Raw genomic sequence first — 21,995 nt, 5'->3', positions numbered from 1 at the left:
CTTCAGTCCTTCACCCAGACGCGTTCTTCGTAGATCGCATCGAATGAGATCGGCTCCATCCGGCCGTTATAATAGAGCGTCGCGTTGACGTGGAACGTCAGCTGCAACGGGTATTCGCGATCGGTTTGAACGCGGATCGAAACATTCCCCAAGCGCGGATCAAACATCTCGATCTGTTGCTTGAGCGAATGAGCGACTGTGCGCGCCGCGTCGGCCCCCTGCCCGATCGCGCCATTGAGATCGGGCATACCGAAGTCCGGCCGTGTTTCGCAGCAGCCCTGATGCGAGTTTAGAACCCGGCGCAGGTTGTCCAGGACACTCGCCCGGAAACGATCGAATGACCCCTGTTGCGGCGCGGGGTTCCTGCTCGCCCATGCCTGTTCCAAGCGCTCCATAAGACTGCGGTCTATCATCGTCTGCACACCATCATTGCTTGTCGAGTTTGCCCTTTAACGATAAGGCAAAATCCGCGCCCATATATTTCAGGTGTGGAACGAGGGAGAGGCCGACGCGATACCAGCCCGGCTCACCTTCGACGTCGTCCACGGTGATCTCCGCCTTGCGCAAGGGTCGCCGGGAGCGCACGTCGGCCGACGGATTCTCCTGATCGGCGACATACTGGCGGATCCAGTCGTTGAGCTCGCTCTGGAGCTCGTCCCTGCTCTTCCACGAGCCGATGTTCTCACGCTGCAGCACCTTGATGTAGTGCGCGAACCGATTGATCATGAACATGTAAGGCAGCTGGGTGCCGAGCTTGTAGTTGAGTTCGGCCGTCTTGCCATCCTGGGTGTTTCCGAAATATTTCGGCCTCTGAACAGAATTTGCCGAGAAGAAAGCGGCATTGTCCGAGCCCTTGCGCATGGTCAGCGCGATGAAGCCCTGTTCGGCAAGCTCGAACTCGCGCCGGTCCGAGATGAGAACCTCCGTCGGGACCTTGCTCTGCAACTGCCCCATCGCCTCATAGGTGTGTAGATTGAGGTTCTCGACCGCTCCGCCGGATTGGGGACCGATGATGTTCGGGCACCAGCGATATTTTGCGAAGCTTTCGGTTAGGCGTGTCGCGAAGGCAAAGGCCGCATTGCCCCACAGATAGTTGTTGGTGTCACCATTGGAGGCCTCCTGATAATTGAAAGCCTTGACCGGAACCGTTTCCGGCCCATAGGGCAAGCGCAGCAGGAAACGCGGTAACGTCAAGCCGAAATAGCGAGCGTCCTCGCTTTCGCGAAATGAGTTCCACTTGACGTATTTTGGCCCCTCGAAGATCGATTGCAGGTCCTTGAGACTTGCGATCTCCTCATGGCGTTCGACGCCGAACATGCCCGGCCCCGCGGAGGCGATGGTCGGCGCATGCGCCATGGCGGCCATTGCGCTCAAGTAGCGCATGAGCTTCACGTCCTGGCTGCCACTGCCGAACTCGTAGGCCGATATCATGGCCGCGACGGGCTGACCGCCGAACTGGCCGAACTCCGCGGTGTAGACATGTTTGTACAGGCCGGATTTGACGATCTCCGGGCTGTCCTCGAAATCGGTGAGCAGCTCGTCCTTGCTGACGCTGAGAATTTCGACCTTGATGTTCTGACGGAAATCTGTGCGGTCGACCATGAACTTCAGCCCGCGCCAGGCCGATTCGAGCTGCTGGAACTCGTCCGTGTGGAGCACGGCGTCGAGCTGAGCCGAGATCTTGCGGTCGATCTCCGCGATCATCCGATCGATCAGTGCGTTGTTGACCTGCTCACTGGCTCTATTTGGCTTGATCAGCTCGGCGACGAAAGCTGCGACGCCGCGGCGGGCGAGGTCATAACCCTCGTCGTGCGGGGTAATCTTGGTCTCGACGAGAATCTGATCCAATAGCGAAACGTCGGTGGTCGTGGCGACGACTTCGGCCGATGGCTGCGCGCTTGTATCGGTCATAGCGCCCGCGCTCCTTAACAGCTCGTTGAAGGCTCACTCGGGCTTGCCGGTGAGCTCGCTCAAGAGCCGCGGCCGCGCGCCGTGGTCTTCGAGCAAATTCTGGATGGCCTTGCGGAAACCCGGCACGTTGCCGAGCGGACTCTTCAGGGCGACCAGGGCGGCGCGCAGTTCGGTCAACATGCGCAGTTCCGGGATTTGTTGTGCGACGCGCTCGGGCTCAAAATCCTTCAGGCTCTCGAATTTCAGCGATACGGACAACTTGCCGGCCTCTGGCGACTCCTCGAGCTTGTTCTCGGCGCCAATATCCAGGCTCAGTTCCTGGCTTTTGACAACCTCGCCAAAATTGTCCTTGTCGATATTGACGAGCTGGCGTTGCTCGATCGGCCGGTCATCGGCTCGCCCTGTGAAGTCGGCCAAAACCAGCAATTTGAGCGGCAATTCTACGTCCTCCTTGAGGTTGCCGGTTGCAGGCTTGAAGCGGATATTGATGCGCTCCTTTGGAGCAACTGTGCTTTCCTGTGCCATATGCGTTTTCCCGACTTAATCCCTGACAAGATCAGCTGCGACCGAGCTGGCTGACGCGAGCGATATCGATGCTTGCTACCCGCCTTCGGATCTGTTGAAGCGCGGCGCGACGAGGAGGCTCGTCAATGAGCTGTGGTGCCTCGGGATGGGTCATCGCACGGTAGCGCAGTTCGGCAGCATCGAGCGCAAGCGCAGGCTCCCAACTTTCGAGCTTGTGCTCGGCAACAACCTGTTCCAGATGTTCCAGCAGCGGAATGGCAGTCGTGACGAAGCCGGTCTCGATGCAAAAACGTGCTTGCGCAAGCCGGCCGACGAATCGCCCGCGTTCGGAGGTCACCCCATCCAACACACACGACAGCTTCTTGAATGCGGCCTGCGGCTGTCCAGCGACGATGAGCCTGTCTGCCGCGGCAACCGTTGCCTCGACGGGATCACACCGGTCCACTCCCCCCATGGCGACCCAGGCACGCGTTTCCTCGTCAGCGAACGGCCGGCCGTCGTTGAACTGTAGCTCCAGAATCCGCGGATAACCTTTCACCAGCAATGTGATCGCCGCGCGCACCACTGCCGCCGCCGGCTCAAATAACGGCCCCATTTTCTCCAGAGCATTTGCAGCGTGCCGGTGAGCGTCGAGCCAGAACGGTTGCGTCCAGGCGATCTCTTCGGCCATATTCACGACTTCGGCATGCTGACCGGCCGCAACCTTTGCCTCCAATGCAGACATGTTATCGGCGGGCGGCAATATCGTCGTGCGGCCATCTGCATCCGCGGGCAGTTCGTCAAAGCGCATCCACGAGCCAATGCGATTGAGCAGATAGACTTTCGGGTCTGCGGGCGAGACGACGCGCCGGGCGGCCGCGGCTTGCCGCAGCATATTGAGCAAACGGTCGATCAGGCTGGCCCAGTCGCCGTCGGCGCCAACCGAGCCGATTGCGCTCGACGCTGCCGGTTGAGCAGCCTCGGCCGGAGGGCTGGATTCCACCGGCGCCGCCAAGGCTTGCTCGGCAGCTTGGGCCGCGTCAGCCGCACGCTCTGCTGCGGCGTCGATCGCGCGCTTGGCTTCTTCGTAGGGCGATTTCAGTGCCCTGAACAAATCCTCCAAAGTGACCTGCTCGTCGATGAGTTTCTGACTAAGTTGGCGAGCGAGATCATCAAGGGCATCATAGGCGGCGAGCACGGCCGGATAATCGGCTTCAGTCGGTGCATTCTCGGCCACCGCCCGCCCAATGCGGCCAACGAGCCAATCGACAGCGCCAACTCGCGCACGTTCCCGCTTGATCGGCGGAAACAGCCCCTCCCAATGCGCCTCCACCATGCCGCGCAGAACCCCCAACCCGACGGCGAGCCCCTGATAGCCCTCGGTGCGAAACAGGCCGTAGGTCGCCCAACAGGCGACCAGAATGTCTTTTGACTGCTTCGACAGGATGTCGAGCGACAGTGCATTGACTGTCCGCCAATCAACTGCGATTGGCCCGTCGACGTCCATGCGCCGCACCTCGGCTTCGAGCCGTTCGAATTCGGCCGCCTCACGAATATTGCTGCCGGCAAGTGCAGGGCCCTGCACCGGCGCAGCGCCGAGCTGCGCGCGCGCATCGATGTTGGCGCGAGCCGCGATCCAGTAGTCGATCACGGACACAAAACCATGCACGAATACGCATTGCGACGGATCGCGGCGTTGAGACAGTCAACTTCGCATCCGCCGCATAAAATAAACTGAAAGGCGACATTCTTGTAAGCCACCGCTGCCACTCCTTCAGGCGCTACTGGAGGTCACTCCTGCCTCGACTCCTTCAAGCCTTGTGCCAATTGCGATAACTTGGTTTGTCGAAGCTATTTGCTCGGTCGCTCGTGTCATGGTCCCGACAGCATGTTGCAAGTCCGACATCAGAGACGTTGGTGTCCTCGGCTCAATCACCGGCCCGCTGCAACCTTAGGCTCAGGTCAGCCGGTACACGCCCACAACTGCCAACCTAAAGCAGCCTGCGCTCCGTGACTCACCTGAAGAGCGCAATCTGCAACAGATTGTCCGCGATCTCAGAAGAATTCCTGCGTCCACAGCTCGATGAACTCGCTATCGCCGACGAGTGGCGGCCACTTACGAGCACGTGTCTTCAGCGCATGCAGGAAATCGCCCGAGCCATCCCGGACCCAAATTAGCGACCGCGTCGACGGAACATCCTTCGATTGAGACCAAGCAAAGCCGGTCCCCGATTCTGGACGGGGCCCGCGATGTCCCCCGCTGGGCCGGTGGTCTTGGCGCCCTCGGTCAATCGGCTGGTGGCGGTTCATCCGCACTCCGCTGGAAACGTTGAGGCGTCCGACCCCGACATCAATCATGAAGCGCTACGCGACCTCGGCAAAGACCGTGACTGCGGCGTCGGCACCAACAGGTCAACCGAAGGCTGATTCAATGCCTAAGCCGCGTTCTCGCCGTCTGCGCTACCGCCTGTTCCGACGGCGCGAACGAGACCGTCGGGCCCCCGGAGAGTTCGAAAGAGAAGCTTGACGAGGAACCGCAATCAGTTAGGTGGCCGCTCGACAAGCTGACCATCGCGATTATTCCGGAAAGAGAAGTGGGCGGCTCATCTGACGGCGTTCCGCTTGCATATATAAAGTAACAGCGATCTTGCTCCTGCCGGAAATGGTAGGGGGGCTGCGCCGCGCTTTTGTATATTCTTCTCCCATTGGGGCGAGACCCCTTTCCCAGAGCTCTCTCCAGAGAGCAAAGACTAAGGAGGCGGTCATGAAAACGCTCTTGGAAGCACGCGGAGACGAAGGCGCGTGCGGCATCCCGCTGGGCAATCTGGATGTAAGCGAATCCAAGCGCTTTCAAGATGACAGCATATGGCCTTGCTTCGAACGACTGCGGAGGGAAGATCCCGTTCACTACTGTCAGGACAGCCCATACGGTCCGTATTGGTCGATAACGAAATACCGCGATATCGTGGCCGTCGATACAAATCATAAAGTATTCACGTCAGAGCGGGGTGTGACGATCGTCGACGTGCCTGAGGAGCATTGGACTCCGAGTTTCATCAAGATGGGTCCTCCTAAACATGGCGAGCAGCGTAACACCGTAAGTCCGATAGTCGCACCAGACAATCTGGCAAAGCTCGAAGGATTAATCCGCCGTCGCGTCAGAACGATTCTTGATGGCTTGCCGCGCAATGATGCCTTCAACTGGGTCGACATGGTCGCGATTGAGTTGACGACGCAGATGCTGGCCACGCTATTTGATTTTCCGTTTGAGGATCGCCGGCTCCTCACATACTGGTCGGACGTAGCCGTTGCGGCACCGACAGTTGGCCGGGCGATCGACAGCTGGGACAAGCGGAGCGCAATCCTGTCCGAATGCCTAGACTATTTCACTCGGCTTTGGAGCGAGCGGATAAATGCCGAGCCTCGCGTTGATCTCATTTCGATGATGGCGCACTCACCCGCGACCAGGCATATGCAGCCACGTGAGTTCCTCGGAAATCTCATTCTACTGATCGTGGGCGGGAACGACACAACGCGCAATTCGATCACCGGAGGCTTGCTGTTCATGAAGGAGCATCCGTCCGAGCTACGAAAGCTACGAGATAACCCCAACTTGGTCTCGAGCGCTGTGTCCGAGATTATTCGATATCAGACGCCCATCGCACACATGCGCCGCAACGCCACCGCTGATACCATCATGGGAGGCAAACAGATCAGGCGAGGCGACAAGGTCGTCATGTGGTACATCTCTGGTAACCGGGACGATGAGGTCATCGAGGATGCCAGCAGATTCGTGATCGATCGCAAGAACGTGCGTCAACATCTCTCGTTCGGATTCGGGATCCATCGTTGCGTTGGACGACATCTTGCGGAGCTGCAGCTGAAAATCCTCTGGGAGGAGATGCTGAATGCACGCTTGGAGATCGAGATCGTTGGCGAGCCCGAACGAGTTGCATCTAGCTTCGTGCACGGCTATTCGGCGTTGCCGGTCCGAATCATAGCCTAGGCTGTGATGCACTGAAATGAGCGGTGGGCCTGCGCGGCAGAACCGTTCGGTGCCCTTTTGAGCAGTTTTCGCGACTGCATGCGGACCAGCGCGCCCCGCTGAAGGTAGAATTGCACTCCCCATCGAAGCTGCTTGCCATGGCATTTAGGCCGCACGCTGGTTGGTGCGTTCGCGCGTGATGTATGGGCCGTACAAGACGTCCTGCCGCCGCTTGTAGAGTTTAGCGGAAATCGCATCGAGACAAATCATGACAGCGGACAAGATCATCAATTCAAACATTTGGTCACCTCAACGACCTGCAATGGGCACAATATAACGAGCGGGCTCGCGACTGCGTCAAGACCCGCACGAAATTAACCTGAGCCAGAATGGCTAATCCGGATGTCGAAATCCTGATTTAACCTCGTCATACAGCATCAAGCTTAACCCGCGCGAGATGACCATGCCGCGCGGCTTCCCTGTTCAGCAGCGTGCGCTACACCTCGAAGGCGGCGCCGCGCGTAGCCGCCGCCCTGCCGAGTGGCAAGCGACGCGGATGGAGGTCGATCATTAAGTCAGGGCTCGGGCAAATGTTCGGACTTAGTCGGAACGGAAAGTCGACCGGAGCTCCGGAACAGCAACCAAGGCCTGTGGTGGATAGGGTGTTTCGGGTCGACTACGCGAAGCGCGATCACGCCGAATCCTTCGCTGAGGACGTGGCTCTTGTTTCTGACTCAAGGCGGCAGCCCGCCTCAGAGGCGTGCCCCACGGGACCCTCACCGGAGCCGGAGCTGCTCTGCACTCTTTGAGCACCTGGCTTCGCCAGAACAACAGGACCCCAGTAGTCGGCCGGCTCGATCCAAAGGCCGAATCCGCTGGTCCATGCGGCGAGCCGGGCCTGCCTTATTTCGTATTCCGACCCTGAAACGGAAAAAGGCCCTGCGACGCAGGTCGCAGGGCCGTCCGTGCCTTCGCGATATCCCTACGACTGGGATCAAAAGGGGCCGCTAGGCAGTCCCCACTCTACCAGAACGCCAGCGTGTTAATAAAGGTAGTCGCGGCTCTCCGCTTTCGCTGAGTTGCCGATCTTCAGCATCTTCGGCACGAGCAGCGCGTCTTCGTCGTCGTTCAGCGCGAGCTCAAGCAGTCGGAAAACTTCCGCGCTGACCTTGCGCACGCACCCCGAGGTCGGCGAGTACAATCAGACGATTTAGCGGACGCGTATGCGCCGGCGGTCGTTCGCCGATCGAAGCCGGACCAATCGTCGGTGATGCTCGGTCCAGCAAGGTCTCGCGGCGCAATCGCCATATATGCTTTCCCATCAGCGTCAGTCGTGACAAAGGCCGCAATGGCGCAGCCAATCCGACGAGGAAAAGCCGTGATGACCAAGAGCTTTAGCGGTATGAGCTACTGGCCTTTCCACGACGAGTCCCACCCTAGACTTCCCCGCCGAAACGCGAATACAGACTGAAGTACGGAGCGGAACGGTCCGCCCGAAGATTATGTCACGAACGGGCGTGCAAATTGCTGCCGCAGCCGCCTATCCAGGGCTTCCTGCCAGAGCTTTTTCCAAGCTCGCAAAAGGGCTGCCGATCGATAGGCAGAAGTGGCCTGAGAGGCCAAGGCGACGCGTTGCGAGGCCGCTCGAAGTAGAAAACCCCGGCATTGCTGCCGGGGTTTTCGCATGTCGTGGTTCCGCGTGATGCGGCAGGGTCAGAAGTCCATCCCGCCCATGCCGCCCATGCCGCCGCCCGGAGGCATCGCGGGCCCTGCAGCCGCCTTCTTCGGCAATTCGGCAACCATGGCCTCCGTGGTGATCAGGAGCGCTGCCACGGAGGAGGCGTTCTGGACTGCGGTTCGCACGACCTTGGTCGGGTCGATGATGCCCTTGGAGACCAGGTTGCTGTACTCGCCCGTCTGCGCATCGAAGCCGTAAGAGTACTGCGTCTTCTCCAGGACTTTGCCGACCACGACCGAGCCGTCTTCACCGGCGTTGATCGCGATCTGACGGGCCGGCCAGGACAACGCCTTGCGCACGATCTCGACGCCGGTCTTCTGATCGTCGTTCTTGGTGCGCAGGCCCTTGAGCGCTTCGGTGGCTCGCAGCAGGGCGCCACCGCCACCCGGCAGGATGCCTTCCTCGACAGCCGCGCGGGTCGCATGCATCGCGTCATCAACGCGATCCTTGCGCTCCTTCACCTCGACCTCGGTCGCGCCGCCGACGCGGATCACCGCGACGCCGCCTGCGAGCTTGGCGAGACGCTCCTGCAGCTTCTCACGGTCGTAGTCCGAGGTGGTCTCCTCGATCTGCGCCTTGATCTGGGCAACGCGAGCGTCGATGTCGGCCTTCTTGCCGGCGCCGTTGACGATCGTGGTGTTTTCCTTGTCGATCATCACCTTCTTGGCGCGACCGAGCATCTGCAGCGTGACGTTCTCGAGCTTGATGCCGAGGTCTTCCGAGATGGCCTGGCCGCCGGTCAGGATCGCGATGTCCTGCAGCATGGCCTTGCGGCGATCGCCGAAGCCCGGAGCCTTGACGGCCGCGACCTTCAGACCACCGCGGAGGCGGTTCACGACGAGCGTGGCGAGGGCCTCGCCTTCGACGTCTTCAGCGACGATGACCAGCGGCTTGCCGGTCTGCACCACGGCCTCGAGCAGCGGCAGCAGCTCGTTCAGCGAGGAGAGCTTCTTCTCGTTGATCAGGATATAGGCGTCGTCCATCTCAACGCGCATCTTGTCGGCGTTGGTGACGAAGTAGGGCGAGATGTAGCCGCGGTCGAACTGCATGCCCTCGACGACGTCGAGTTCGGTCTCGAGCGACTTGGCTTCCTCAACCGTGATCACGCCCTCGTTGCCGACCTTCTTCATGGCGTCGGAGAGGAACTTGCCGATTTCGGCATCGCCGTTGGCGGAGATGGTGCCGACCTGGGCGATCTCCTCGTTCGAGGTGACCTTCTTGGAGTTCTTCTGGAGATCCGCAACGACGGCTTCGACCGCGAGGTCGATACCGCGCTTCAGGTCCATCGGGTTCATGCCGGCGGCGACCGACTTGGCGCCTTCCTTCACGATTGCTGCGGCCAGCACGGTCGCAGTGGTGGTGCCGTCGCCGGCCGCGTCAGCGGACTTGGAGGCGACTTCGCGCACCATCTGGGCGCCCATGTTCTCGAACTTGTCCTCGAGCTCGATCTCCTTGGCGACGGTGACGCCGTCCTTGGTGATGCGGGGAGCGCCGAACGACTTCTCGAGCACCACGTTGCGGCCCTTCGGACCGAGCGTGACCTTCACCGCATTGGCGAGGATATCGACGCCGCGCAGCATCTTGTCGCGCGCGTCTACGCCGAATTTGACTTCTTTGGCTGACATGGTTGATTTCCCTGAGTTTGATGTCTTCTCGCCCTTGGCGGGGCGCTCGGCAAGCGCTCCTCAGGGCGAGTGGTGCGAGCGGTTGGACTAGGCGGCCTTCTTGCTGGAAGACACGTCGGTGAGAACGCCCATGATGTCGCTCTCCTTCATGATCAACAGCTCCTGGCCATCGATCTTGACCTCGGTGCCCGACCACTTGCCGAACAGGACGCGGTCGCCGACCTTGAGGTCGATGGGGATCAGCTTGCCAGCTTCGTCGCGGCCACCCGGGCCAACGGCGATGATTTCACCCTGTGAGGGCTTCTCTTTAGCTGTATCTGGTATAATAATACCTCCAGCAGTCTTCTCATCTGCGTCGATGCGCTTGACCACGACGCGGTCGTGAAGTGGACGGAAATTCATGCAGCCCTCCTAACTGTGTATACGGGTTGATCATTTCTGAATTGTTAGCAGTCGACGCTAACGAGTGCCAACGAAGGCGGAACTGAAATAGGAGAGGGTTTTTCGGGGGCAAGTGTTCGTAACAGAAAAAGATCGGATGCTGCGCCACCAGATCTGGCAGTTGTGTTGACGATCATTAGCCGATCTCGACGCCAGCCGCGGACCACGTGGTCCAAGCTGTGACCGAGGCATTGAATTTCAGCAGGTTCTTAAACTCGTTGGCTTGAGGCGAGTCGGTCGTGTGCGGCACATTTCGCTCATGAGCACGTCTCCACCGATCGCAGTCCACGCCGGCGAACTCGCGTAGGCATTGAGGCGGGATGACAGGATCCTTACGAGACAGATCAGAGGCGTGCGCGCAAGCGATCCTGCCCTTTATCGAGCCCCGATCAGTAGAAACCCGGAGGACGGGCGTCGGCCTCGGGCTCCGGATCCTGGTCGGGCTCGTTACTGACGTCGGTTTCCAGATTCCTCAGCACGCTGCGGCAATATCCGGCGATGTAGTCGGAGATCTGCTTGATAGACCGCGGATTTCTTCAATGCGTTCAACTCGTCCACGACCGACGGCAGCGCATCGAGGACGGCCTGGGACAACTGTCCGACGCGGCGCCTCACCTGCGCGGCGGAGAGCTGGTTCTCCTCCGCCATGCGATTCCAGTGGCGCGCGTAGATGTAGTGCCCACGATTCTTACCCGCGATCTTCATGGCTAAATTTCGCGTGACGTCCGGATAGATGTCGCCGTTCATCACGTCGTAGAGCGGAGCCATCGAGACGGCACCGCTTGCTTGGAGGAGAAGCGAATAGTTCTTTGAATGCGCGTCAACGTTTCCGCACAGAACGTTGAAGACGAGAAAGTCGACGAAGCGGACAGCGTTGAAGGCGCCCGACTGCATTGTCCGAAGGACATCAAAGCAGTCCTTCAGGGTCGGCCCCGCAGCCAGGTCGCCGGATTGGACTCGTATTTTGTCGATGGGATGCGCCCCGTAGCCTGGCAGAAGTCCTCCTGATGGATCCGGCCGATGCTACGCCCATAGGACTGTCGATCATAGCGCTTCACCAGCAAATAATCGAGGTCCTCCGATCGTGCACTCGGCAACGGGAAGCTTCACCCTGGCCGCCAGGCGAAGGCAGAAGGCTTCGTTCTCGACGGCATTGTTGAAATGCTTGCTGGCCGGCTCGAGGATGTGCGTCGTCGGCGCTCCGTCGAGCGCGAGGCCGATGTCGCCGTCCGGATACTGGACGACGGGGAGCTTGTCCTGCGCACCAGCCAGCGACATGCGGAGCTTCGACATGCCTCTCTACATTTGCACTTTTCGGTTCGTCATTGCTTCTATGAGCTCATCGATTCGGCTCTTTGTTACGCCGGGCATGACGATCAGGTGGCTGACGTCGCTGGTGGCAAGTTGCCACTCCCTCTTAGTCTCTTCTCGAACAGGCGGGAACACGATGGTCAGCGCATGGGGATTGCGCCACGCATCGATACCGCGTGCATTGAACTCGTCGGCAGCGTAACCAGCCAACCGCTCGCATTCAAGAAACGTCCGTTTGATTCCCTGGACACCCAGGCTGCGGGTCACATACCACAGAATAATCGGCGTGTAGGCATTACGCGATCCGGTTAACGTCGCGTCCAGGCTGCCGATGTAATCGATCGTACGCACCACACGCTGGACGTTGTGCTTACGAGAGAGAACGACGCCGCAAGGCATCGGAGCGCCGAGAAATTTGTGTCCGCTGAGCGTGATGAAGTCGGCTCCATCAGCGAAATCAAACGCCGGCTTCGGATCCAGGAACGGCGCGTACGGTCCGCACAATGCTGCGTCGCAATGGAGATAGACGTCGCTGATTCCAACGTCGTGAAGCACGGCGCGAATTTTGGCCGCATCATCTTTGGCCTCCTTCATCGTGGTGCCTATGTTCGCGACTACAATGGCCGGACGGTGTCGGCCAGGGGCCGCCTGCTGCGCTAGATCGTCATAGCTAATTTCTCCACTGGGCTGCGAACTCACCACACAATGCTCCAGGCGGAGCATACGAACTGCTTTATTCACACTGTAGTGCGCCTCTCGCGAGAAGTAGATGACAGCATCCGGATAGAGTTCACGGCCGAGATACAGCCCATAGATATTCCCTTCGGTTCCCCCGTTGGTGATATATCCCCACCAGTCGTCCGAAGGTGCGCGAAAAAGCTGGGCAAAAAATTCGACAACTTCGCATTCGAAGGCGTGGGAATTGACCCGATAGCTTCCCGAATCGAACGGGTCGCCGGCGTTGTTGCCGGTAAACTTCAGGAAGCGCCATAGCGGTTCATGGTCGAACCCCTTCGCAAACGGATAGCCGAGAAAACTGTCGTTTGCCTTCTCCATGGTCTGGAATAGCTCATCGAGCCGCTTGAGGTCCTTAAGTTGCAGCATGATGAGCGCCTCTTAATTGCCCTTCAGTCTCGGGCCCTGGCAATTCAAGTTCACGAAGGGGCAAAGCGTGCTGAGGCAACTCGCCGTTGCTGCACTTGGCGGGGTTGGCGAAGCATCGGAAAACACGGTGGCGAACTACCGACCTGAACCTCGCCCACGATTTTCCACCCCAAACGCTCGTACAGTCGTGCCGAGTCCGAGCTGGTGGCTTCCGTGAATGCCAGTCCTTTCGCCTTGTCCAAGAGCGCAAGGCCGTGTCGATAGAGTAACCCTCCCAATCCAGACCGCTGGAGCAAGGGATCGACGCCGAGCATGGTGAAATACCAATGCGGCTCCTGAGGGTGAAATTTGCCGAATTCTTCGAATAGCCTTTCCGCTTCCGCTCGTCTGTGCTCTGGAACGCTACCCAGCACGAATTCCATGAAGCGCGCGTCGTTTCGGTGTACTTTGTCGGTCAACCACAACAGCGCGCCCTTGTCGCCGTTGTCCAAGTACGCGCCACTTCCATCCGTATATGGATCGCCGGCATAATGGTCGATGAATCCGCCGAAATGACGCAAGTACCTCACTGGCTCGGGATAGAGCCACCTCGACAAGGGGCACATCGTGAAGGCGGTCGTCAGAATGGCGCTAACCCTCAAGCGATCCTCGGGCGTGACGATCTTGATCGGCTCGTTCTCTCTAGATATGGATTGCATGGTGCATCTCTCTCGGACAGCATAGAGTGTGGGTAAGGAGACCCCAGTCGCTCCACGACGTCGTGCGTTCCTTCCCTTGCAAGTCTGATGAACACGTATCCTGCATGATCCGGGCCATCCGATGCAGCGGCACGCTCGCTCTTCAGCGTCGTGCACCTGCCAGCTTGTCAGGTTTGCGGACATGAAACGTGTAAACTTTCGAACAGAAGCATGAGCGCTAAATGGAGCGAGTTGCGCGTGGTAGGCGCTGTAGGGTACGCTGCCATGCAGCCATGTTTGCACCGACATGATCATCTTGGCGCGTCAGAGGACGGCATATGGCGGCACGCGGGATGCCTATCGGCATCCGCAATCAAGAATCGCGTCGATTGCAAGTTCGCAATCGGCTCGAGTGTATCAACTGGAACCGCTATGCTGAAGAACCGTTCGACGGCGGCCGCATTGTACACCGTCCTCGACGCCGCAAGATTGAGCCGTGGGCTGAGGTGGACGGATGTGGCAGCCGAGATTGATATTAATGCATCGACGCTGACGTGCCCTAAGCAGGGCACCCAGCCTGACCTGAATGGGCTGGCATCCATGCAGTTGGCAAATCGCCATCGTGCACAACGATGCCCGTCATCCTAGTCGACAACGAAGCAATATCTGTCGTGAGTTTGCCCATTGCTTTTCGGGTGGAACCAAACCGTTGCCGACAATGTGCAACGCGGCTTCGTTAGTAAACAGGCTGGAACGTGGCGTCTTGTGGGTATTTCCTGACGCGACCATTATTGGGGCCATCTAACCGGCTGGAGTTGAAACCGCGCTGCTGGCGTCGGACGTTTTGATGCTCGCCTCACCACTCATCGGTCTTTGGCCTCCCATGCCTCGCATCGTCGCGCGGGCTGAAGAGGCCAAGTTGCTCGCCGATCCTGAGATACGGCTCGGCTTGACCGGACGCAGCGGCCGCTCGTTGCCAACGGGTTCGGCGCCGATCAGCGCGTCGCACGACAGTTCGCAGATGCCGTCATTCCGATCGAAGAGCCCGCGGAACGGATGTTCGTGCTGAACTTTATCCGCCACAGATTCGAGGTGCTCGGCAAGGGCCGCATCGCCTTGCACGAGATCGGAGCGGCTGGAGCTAAAGCCGTTCGGCACGCCATTTGCCCAGTTCGCCGGCAAGTTTGGAGAAGCTCTAAGGTGCTAAACGTACTACTGGACGTTCCACTGGTTGGCCAACACCGAGGCTATGACGGCCAATTGAACATGCGACGAAATTATGCCGGACATATGCGGCAGCATGGGAATGACAATTGTTGGTATGCTTGCGCTTGTATGGTGTCGTACTACTTTCGCCCGGGACCTCGGCTGGGCCTGCCTTCCGTGTGGGGACCAGACGTAGGCATCAACCGCTTCCAGTTTGACTGGTTGGCGCGCACCGAAGGATTAGAGAGGCTCGAACAGCCAGATGACGGATTTACGCGAGATTTTGTCGCAGATACGCTGACCACACGAGGGCCAATCTGGGCTGCACTGCGTCTGCCGTCATGGTCCTGGAATGAAATACTGTGGGACAGGCATGTAATAGTGTTGACTGGTCTGATAGACAACATGTTGTGCTACAATGACCCTTCGGGCCCGGCGCGTCGGGTGGTCTACTTCGATCACCTTCGGTTCGACGTTCTTTTCGTCAAGGATTTCGATCAGCTGTGAGCTCCCCGCCGTGCGTAAGGAGCTACGAAGGCCCGAGCGACGACACCTCAAGCTCGGCGTCACCAAGCGCTGCTTTCCCTTTGCGATTTTCATATGATCGGGTTCTATCGTAGCCAATTGACGTCGTGTCCGGAAGCTTCCACTGAGGGCGTGCGTAGTTGCTAGGCATGGCGTGAAAGCCGCGCCGCTTTTGTCTCCTCTTAGCTCAGCCAAGGATGCCAACGTTGCGAACTCCTTGATGAACGCCTCGTCCTCCTCGCGGACCCCTTGCGTTCGAGCCCGGCCGCTTGGCTGGGTCCACGCAAAACGTCGTCGAAGCGGACTCTTGATGCGCCGCGGTGCCGGACGGCTTTCCGCTGCTGTCTCCCCCAAACGCTTTTCTAACTCCTGACTTGATGCGCGACCACAGTCTACGTTCTTTGCCGTTGCTAGCTCGATCACCGGCTTCACCTCTGATAAGGCGTAGCGCGCGCTGCTGAAAAGACCGTCCTGCAAATCGGACGGCGACGGCAGGTGGATGGAACTCCGCGGCGTATCTACGCTGTGGCGCAAGCTGCTGAACGAATTGTCTCTGCAACCGAAACGAACCGCCGAGTTCGGCGCGCCGGATCTGTCCAGTCCACGCCGCAGAAGTCTCATCAGGCGAATTCGAGCGTGCGGAACTCTCATCGGATGAATTGAGTTGCAACTCCTCGATCTGCTGCTCAAAGGTGGCTTGCGGGCTGTCCGGCTGTTGTCCCGCCCCGCCGCCGTTACTGAGGAGGCACATTTCGAAAAAGCCGACGAGTGCGAGGATTTCCAGGTCGCAATGGTGATTGGACCAGTTTCATCGAAAATGTGGGCGAAGGCGCGTGCGCACTGGCGGTAACCGCCTGTGTGTGCGGATTCCGACGAGATCGAGGCGGTGACCCATTCATCGAGATCACTCCGCAGCGGGCAATGCTATGTTTTTTTACCTTGAGAGCGAACATGCGATTCACTCGTCCAGGAGATCCAGGAACTCCTCGACCCGATCAAACGGATCCTCATGCGTCCTGCAAACGCAGACGACGCGGTCGCCATCGCGTTGCAGCGCCCGTGCCTTCGATTTCCGCAGTCGCTCGGGGAGGAAACTCGCCGCGATGGCCTCCGGCCCGACATCGAGCCTGATGATGCCCCTTCGCTTGCATTCCATCCTCAGCCTTGCTGCGGCAAAGAACGCTAGGGCCGGCGGCGGCAGCCTGCCGAAACGACGGGCGGTCTCGTCCTCCAGATCGTCGAGGTCATCTTCGCTCCGGCACCTAGCGAGCCGGCCATAGACTTCGAGGCGCATCGCCTCCGATTGCACATAGCTCCTGGGCAACGTCTCCTCGAGCGGCAGGTTCAGATCGGGCACCCAAAGATCGGCGGCGCCGTTATCAGCTTTCTCCGAGGCGATCTTCAGAAGGTGACTATAGAGCACCGGTCCGAGCACCTGGACGTGGCCCGACTGGCGCTCCGAAAACAGGTCGCCGGCGCCCCTGAGGTCGAGATCGCGCTCACTGATAGCAAAGCCGGCGCCTGGTCTGGTGAACTCCTCCAAGACTGCCAAACGCTTCCGGGATTGTTCCGCGCCGGCCTCGGTCAACAAATAGGCGAACGCGCGCGTTCCACCTCGCCCCACGCGTCCCCGGAGCTGGTGAAGCTGTGCAAGGCCGAACCGTTCGGGCCAGCAGACCACTATGGTATTCGCGCGTGGAATATCGAGACCGCTCTCCACGATATTGGTTGCCAGGAGAACGTCCGCCTCGCCCTCGACGAAGCTCATCATCCGGTCATCGATCTCGTCGGCCGGCAGCTTGCCATGGAGGCAGACGATGCGCAGATCCGGAGCCACCGCCTGCACACGTGCCAGGATCGGGTCGAGATCCTGAATGCGCGGACAGATCAGGAAGCTTTGGCCATGACGGCCGCGCTCGCGCAATAACGCGGCAACGATAGCCGCATCCGAAAGCGGAGCTATCCTGGTCGCAACCGGCAGCCGGTGCACGGGCGGCGTGGCAATGACACTGAGATCCCTGAAGCCCGCCAGACCCGCCGCAAGCGTCCTCGGGATCGGCGTGGCGCTCATCAGAAGCGTATGTGCACCTTTCGACAGCTCTGAAAGCCTGGCCTTCTCTGCCGCCCCGAAATGCTGCTCCTCGTCGATGATCACCAGACCGAGACGGGCGAACCTCACATCCTTCGCAGCGAGCGCTTGCGTGCCGATCACAACCTTCAGCTTTCCGGCTCTCAGCCGCTCCTTCGTATCTCGCGCCTCCGATGCCGACGTGGCGCGCGACAATCCTCCGACGTCGATATCAAATGGACCGAAGCGTTTGCGGAAGGTCGCGATATGCTGCCGGGCCAGGACGGTGGTCGGCACCACAATCGCCACCTGCTTGTCCGACAGCGCCGCGGCCGCCGCCGCCCTCAGTGCCACCTCGGTCTTGCCAAATCCGACGTCGCCGCAGACGACCCGGTCCATGGGATGACCGGACGCAAGGTCATCCAGGACGTCCCGAATGGCCTTTGCCTGGTCAATTGTCGTGAAATACGGAAAGCGCGCGACAAACCGCTCGTAGGCCGGACGCGGAGACACGAGTTTGGGGGCGCGCCGGCGGCGCCGATGCCTGATGTTTTTGGCGAGTTCCCTGGCGGCGAGCTGAATCTCGTTCTCCGCCTCGGTACGTCGAGCCCACCATGTGCTGCCATCCGCCCTGTCGAGCATCAGTTTGCCGCGTTCGGCCGCGTAAGGCCAGATCAGAGCCAGGTCTGCCGGCGGAACGAGGACCGCATCGTCTCCCGCAAAGGCGAGCTTGACCATTTCCCGCGATGAACCGCCTCCCGTTCGCACGGTCTGCAAGCCGTCGAGCAAGGCAAGTCCTCGTTGTAGATGAACGACCACCGTGCCCTGCTCCGGCACATCCGGGTGATCGAAAGCCGTACTCGAGGCTCGGGCCATGGGCTGCGGATGATGAGCCCGACTGCCGAGGACGTCGGTCGCCGTCACCACGACAAGAGGCTTTCGGCCCGCTCCGACAAAACCTATGTCGAAATCAGCCAGAAGCGCCCCTTCACCTTTCCGTCCCGCCGCGGCCTCGCTCCAATCCGCAAAGCGCTCCGCCTTCACCCCGCCGATCCGCTCCATAGCGCGCAGGTCATCCTCCAGCGCCGCGACGAAAATCAGCCGCGATCCGGCGCTTCGCGTATCGGCGACAAATGCCCGCAGAGCCTTCCTCGACGACGGCAGCTTCGAAAAATCCGGCGTGGGCTTGAACGGAGTCCTCTCAGGCAGCACGCTCATGCCTTTCACCAGCCTCTTCCAGTCGCCTCGCCCGAGATATTCGCGGGCGGCTTCCTTACGGCCAGCGGACTCCTCGATCGTACTCAGCCAGCCATTGGCGTGCACCGATACGCCTGCATCCGCGATCCATTTGGCTCGACCACAATAGTCCAGCATCGTCGCCCGTCGTGCGCGCTTGCCGATGAACGCAAGCCGCTCCGACATGGGATCGATAAGAAGCTCCCTGGTCTCATATAAGATCTCGTGTTCGACCGGGTCGACCGCTGCGATCTTGCGGATTGCGCCGTTGGAATGCTCTATCCGGAAAGGACCTAGCGCGCCTGCCGGAAACACCTCGAACGTCTTTCCGTGGAACAGAACGCCACCTGGATACTCCGCCTCTTCATCGACAGCGTATCCGAGAGCTGCGAGGCGTTCTTCGAGCTCTCGCTCGCAATAAGTTGCTCCGACCTTCAAGCTTAAGCTGAGGCGCGACCAAACCGATCGCGTCGGCAGTCGCTCCATCACGGCCTCCGCCGTCGACACCAGCAGGACAGGCCCTCTCGCCTTGGCAAGACGTCGCAAGACCGAGCTGCGCCTGCCTGCGATCTCTTGGGACGGCTCCAATTGATCAAACGGTAACGTATTCAGTCTCGGGAACACCAGTACGTCGCAGGAAGGATCGAGCGAATGAACGATGCTCCCCAGCCGCTCTGCCCTGTTCTCGCTTTCGGCGAGAAAGACGACACCGTCGCGCCCTGACTTTCTCAATTGCGCAAGAAGATGGAGAGCCAACATGCCGAGCGGCGACGACGAGGAGACTTCGATACGGGATGCCCGCTTGCCCTTCTTTGCCGCGCGGCTAGTGGCGCGCGCCTTCTTGGAATGTCCCACGTTAAATCCGTCGTTGCTTCGCGATCACGGCTGACTGATCGCGAGTTCGTTAGTCCGAAGTTGTCTTGATTTGGCAAATCAAGGATGCGTTCATACGCGATCTTGTGCACCGACGCACGCTTCGATCTTGGCCCGGGCTGGACCTTAATTCTTGCGCCCGGCGCCGCCGACGATTGTCGAGGGCGATAGAGCGTTGATCGCTGGTGAGGGCACCCGCCAGGAGCTCCTCTTCACCGTTGGGCCGACCGAACTGAACGCGAGCCAGTAACCTGTCGGGTGCCAGAGCCGGCGGCCGAACAGCCAGTTATTCTTGCGTCATCGGCGTCTGTGTCGACGAGCTGTTCTGCAGACTGCTCTCCAAAGCCCAAGCGCTCACCGTCATGCGCGGAACGAGCATGCGTTGGAGGCTCCCGCAGGAATACGGGACTGAGGCTGCCACATCCAAATCAGTGGTGACGATTAACTCGCGATAGTTGTAGTATGGCAATATTCCGCCAAATGTAGAGGGCGAAAGTGTCGGGAGGCATCCTTGGCGCGATCGACTTTAGGTAGTCGGCAGCAAGCACCTCACCAGCGCGCAAATGCGTCTGGACTACCATCCCGTGATCTTCTTGGATTGCCGTGGTTCTTACGACCAACTGACGATCCAGGCGGATTTAGCGCGGGACATCATGGACGGAGCCCCTGACCTAGAAGACCAGGGATTCTCGATTTGAAAGACGGGTCACCAGAATGAACAGATCAGCAGCAGCAAGGAAGTTGAAGCCGCGTAGCGCCGGCAAACCGGACATTGAGTTGGGCAAGCGAATTCGCCTGCGGCGTGTGGAGCAGAACATTTCGCAGTCCGAATTGGCAGACAAGCTGGGCGTCAGCTTCCAGCAGGTCCAGAAGTACGAGAAGGGCGTCAACCGCGTCGGCGCTGCTCGTCTTCAGCAGGTCGCCACCGCGCTCGACGTGCCGGTCACCTTCTTCTACGACGGTGACAACAAGGCCCGCGAGGTCGAGAGCCTCCTGTTCCTCGACAGCGCCTTCAGCCTGCGGCTCCTGCGCGCCTACAGCAAGATCAAGGATCAGACCGTCCAGCGTCAGCTGGTGTCGCTGATGGAATCGATCGCCACCAACGAGGACTGAGCGGCACCCAACGTCAGATCGCAGTGCGGTCAATTATGTCGAGCGCACTGCGGATGCTCGAGCACCCCGAGGATTAATCTTCCAATCCGGCGGAACGGCGCGTCCAGCATGAGAACGAATTGCTGAGAACTGTCGATCGTGAGCATTCATCGGCGCGTGCCGTGCCAGCCGTCGTACCGCGCTTGACGCCTGACAGAGCCCCGCCGTCCGCGTTGGCGCGACGTTGCTGTGCGGGCTCCGAACACGGCTTCAGAAACAATTTCGCGTACGCGCCACTCTTCGGCGTCGTACCTTTCCAGCGGCAACTGCAATCTTTTGGCCTGTTAACCGGGCCGCCCGTGGCTAGTCGAGAGCGCCTAATAGAGCGGGCGTTGAAGTATATGTGTGCCGCCCAGTTCAGATTTTGCGGATGGCTGCCCTGTCCGTTTGCCAAAATATGCCATTACCGCTTATGACGTAGCGGGCTCCGCTGCATCGCGGCACAACCCAAATCGCGTTAAGGGTCGAGAATGCGTTATATGCTCCGCTTAATGGCGCGTTTCGCTCCGACAAATATGAGGAAGTCACCAAGGCTCAGCAAGCTGCATGAAATCAAACGAAGTGTGTTTCAACTATCTTTGAAATCGTCGACTAGAATTCTGCTGTCTAGCGTCGCTTTCCTGATCGACACAACCTTTGAGCAGCATATAGGAGCCACCGCCGGTACTGCTCGCGACACGGCTACACCACTCCCTGGTCTGCTGTGGTAAAGTTGACCAACTCTTCTTCAAGCTGTCGTAGGCAGCTTGCTCCTGATCGATGCAACCGCCATACAACATTTCTGATTTAGCGCCGCTAATCGATGAGACGCGACTGCACCATGTCTCTACGGGATAGTCGGGAAGATCTCCGGCGAGCGCAGGAGTGATCGCCAGGTTCAACACTGCGGCAACAGAAATGGATATCATCTTGTGTGACATTCAAAACCTTCTAGCGTACGAAGCGGCGCCTGCGCGCGCTCGGTCCAAGGTTGCGCGACTCGCGAATGGGGCGCCGATCCGCTCGACTGAATAGGATCAATCGAGTTCAACAGTCCAATCGCGGCCTGTCTTTTCCAATCGGAAGCGCCGAAGCGCGATGCCGAGGCTCGAAATGGCTCGATCTAAATCATTGGGAATGTTCTCGGCGGCTGGAAGCACGAGCACCTTGGTTACGTTGTGCCGTCCATTCGCCGCATGCGTTACAAGCTGTCCGATAGCAGTGTAAAGCGTTTGGCGCCCGACAGCCGTCTTCACTTCGTAGACCTCGGAGAGAACGCCATCCCTCTTCACGAATAGATCGATTAGGGTGGAATTGAAAACTCTTTCGCCAGAAGCAAGTCGCGACGTTCTTTCATCGTAAAGCTTCTGCACAATGTCGCCGTGGTAAGTAAGATATTCGAAACGACCGCCGCGCGAACCTCGCTTCTTTCCTGAGAACTCTTTGCTGTATCGATCGAACTCCTCCACCTGTTGCTTAAACGCGGGTGAGTCTAGCGCGCCCGTAGCTGCTTGCTCCTTGAAGCTGTGGACGCTTTTGACGAAAGTCCAGATGCGGCCTGCTAATTTCGGGTCGTCGATCTTGCCCACGACAATTCCGCTTCGAGACCCGCCGCCTTCTGTGGAGACCTCGACGAGCTTTAGTTTCGACCATACAAGAA

At 59.4% G+C, this 21,995-nt stretch carries 19 protein-coding genes and 1 pseudogene; 5 read left to right on the top strand and 15 right to left on the bottom strand.

The features are described from left to right. Positions 1-2: 2 nt before the first annotated feature. Genes tssE through tssA form a run of 4 tightly spaced genes read right to left on the bottom strand, consistent with a single transcriptional unit; the run spans position 3 to position 4,066 of the window. Positions 3-395 (bottom strand): type VI secretion system baseplate subunit TssE, encoded by a 393-nt coding sequence (tssE, locus tag QMZ05_RS21915; RefSeq protein ID WP_353702643.1) that lies wholly within the window; start codon positions 393-395, stop codon positions 3-5. Positions 396-426: 31 nt separating this feature from the next. After that, positions 427-1,911, bottom strand: a complete 1,485-nt coding sequence (gene tssC, locus QMZ05_RS21910) for a type VI secretion system contractile sheath large subunit (RefSeq protein ID WP_353702621.1) — start codon at positions 1,909-1,911, stop codon at positions 427-429. Between the two features lie 33 nt (positions 1,912-1,944). Then, complete coding sequence (gene tssB / locus QMZ05_RS21905; protein ID WP_353702620.1) at positions 1,945-2,436, bottom strand: type VI secretion system contractile sheath small subunit; 492 nt, start codon at positions 2,434-2,436, stop codon at positions 1,945-1,947. Between the two features lie 31 nt (positions 2,437-2,467). After that, complete coding sequence (gene tssA, locus QMZ05_RS21900) at positions 2,468-4,066, bottom strand: type VI secretion system protein TssA (protein WP_353702619.1); 1,599 nt, start codon at positions 4,064-4,066, stop codon at positions 2,468-2,470. A gap of 1,113 nt (positions 4,067-5,179) precedes the next feature. Between tssA and QMZ05_RS21895 the strand changes: the two genes are divergently transcribed. After that, entirely contained in the window at positions 5,180-6,421 is a 1,242-nt protein-coding gene (locus tag QMZ05_RS21895; protein WP_353702618.1) for a cytochrome P450, read from the top strand. A gap of 1,021 nt (positions 6,422-7,442) precedes the next feature. Here QMZ05_RS21895 and QMZ05_RS21890 read toward each other — a convergent pair. From QMZ05_RS21890 to QMZ05_RS21855, 8 genes are all read right to left on the bottom strand, one after another. Next, positions 7,443-7,577, bottom strand: a complete 135-nt coding sequence (locus tag QMZ05_RS21890) for a hypothetical protein (protein ID WP_353702617.1) — start codon at positions 7,575-7,577, stop codon at positions 7,443-7,445. Between the two features lie 536 nt (positions 7,578-8,113). Beyond that, positions 8,114-9,763: a chaperonin GroEL gene (gene groL / locus QMZ05_RS21885; RefSeq protein ID WP_353702616.1), complete on the bottom strand. Its 1,650-nt coding sequence runs from the start codon at positions 9,761-9,763 to the stop codon at positions 8,114-8,116. An 87-nt stretch (positions 9,764-9,850) separates the two neighbouring features. Continuing rightward, entirely contained in the window at positions 9,851-10,165 is a 315-nt protein-coding gene (locus QMZ05_RS21880; RefSeq protein WP_353702615.1) for a co-chaperone GroES, read from the bottom strand. 486 nt (positions 10,166-10,651) lie between these two features. Further along, positions 10,652-11,098, bottom strand: coding sequence for a HipA domain-containing protein (locus QMZ05_RS21875; RefSeq protein WP_353702614.1), 447 nt, complete (start codon positions 11,096-11,098; stop codon positions 10,652-10,654). A gap of 26 nt (positions 11,099-11,124) precedes the next feature. Further along, a complete protein-coding gene (locus QMZ05_RS21870) occupies positions 11,125-11,262 on the bottom strand; it encodes a hypothetical protein (RefSeq protein WP_353702642.1) in 138 nt (45 codons plus the stop codon). Further along, positions 11,249-11,497: a HipA domain-containing protein gene (locus QMZ05_RS21865; RefSeq protein WP_353702613.1), complete on the bottom strand. Its 249-nt coding sequence runs from the start codon at positions 11,495-11,497 to the stop codon at positions 11,249-11,251. Before QMZ05_RS21865 ends, QMZ05_RS21870 begins: the two co-directional genes overlap by 14 nt. A 6-nt stretch (positions 11,498-11,503) precedes the next feature. After that, positions 11,504-12,619 carry a histidine decarboxylase gene (locus QMZ05_RS21860; protein WP_353702612.1) on the bottom strand — a complete coding sequence of 372 codons (1,116 nt, stop codon included), beginning with the start codon at positions 12,617-12,619 and terminating at the stop codon, positions 11,504-11,506. A 50-nt stretch (positions 12,620-12,669) separates the two neighbouring features. Beyond that, a complete protein-coding gene (locus QMZ05_RS21855) occupies positions 12,670-13,317 on the bottom strand; it encodes a GNAT family N-acetyltransferase (protein ID WP_353702611.1) in 648 nt (215 codons plus the stop codon). Positions 13,318-14,088: 771 nt separating this feature from the next. Here QMZ05_RS21855 and QMZ05_RS21850 point away from each other — a divergent pair. The 3 genes and pseudogenes from QMZ05_RS21850 to QMZ05_RS21840 form a co-directional block, all read left to right on the top strand. Continuing rightward, positions 14,089-14,263, top strand: a pseudogene (locus tag QMZ05_RS21850) (MFS transporter); the annotation flags it as partial. An 89-nt stretch (positions 14,264-14,352) separates the two neighbouring features. Then, positions 14,353-15,009: a papain-like cysteine protease family protein gene (locus QMZ05_RS21845; RefSeq protein WP_353702610.1), complete on the top strand. Its 657-nt coding sequence runs from the start codon at positions 14,353-14,355 to the stop codon at positions 15,007-15,009. Positions 15,010-15,691: 682 nt separating this feature from the next. Beyond that, positions 15,692-15,877, top strand: a complete 186-nt coding sequence (locus QMZ05_RS21840; RefSeq protein WP_353702609.1) for a hypothetical protein — start codon at positions 15,692-15,694, stop codon at positions 15,875-15,877. 108 nt (positions 15,878-15,985) lie between these two features. Here the strand turns inward: QMZ05_RS21840 and QMZ05_RS21835 are convergent, their stop codons facing one another. Further along, complete coding sequence (locus tag QMZ05_RS21835; protein WP_353702641.1) at positions 15,986-19,090, bottom strand: DEAD/DEAH box helicase; 3,105 nt, start codon at positions 19,088-19,090, stop codon at positions 15,986-15,988. A gap of 828 nt (positions 19,091-19,918) precedes the next feature. On the opposite strand from QMZ05_RS21835, the gene QMZ05_RS21830 reads away from it, so the two are divergent. Beyond that, entirely contained in the window at positions 19,919-20,317 is a 399-nt protein-coding gene (locus QMZ05_RS21830; protein WP_353702608.1) for a helix-turn-helix transcriptional regulator, read from the top strand. Between the two features lie 611 nt (positions 20,318-20,928). On the opposite strand, the gene QMZ05_RS21825 is transcribed toward QMZ05_RS21830, so the two are convergent. Both QMZ05_RS21825 and QMZ05_RS21820 read right to left on the bottom strand, forming a co-directional pair. Then, complete coding sequence (locus QMZ05_RS21825) at positions 20,929-21,276, bottom strand: hypothetical protein (protein ID WP_353702607.1); 348 nt, start codon at positions 21,274-21,276, stop codon at positions 20,929-20,931. 96 nt (positions 21,277-21,372) lie between these two features. Continuing rightward, the coding region (locus tag QMZ05_RS21820; protein WP_353702606.1) for a hypothetical protein at positions 21,373-21,995 on the bottom strand (623 nt) is incomplete at its 5' end.

Source organism: Bradyrhizobium sp. INPA03-11B, assembly GCF_040446015.1.
GTDB classification, from domain to species: Bacteria; Pseudomonadota; Alphaproteobacteria; order Rhizobiales; family Xanthobacteraceae; genus Bradyrhizobium; species Bradyrhizobium macuxiense_A.
The sequence above is the reverse complement of the archived record's forward strand: the minus strand, read 5'-3'. Positions and strand labels throughout refer to the sequence as shown.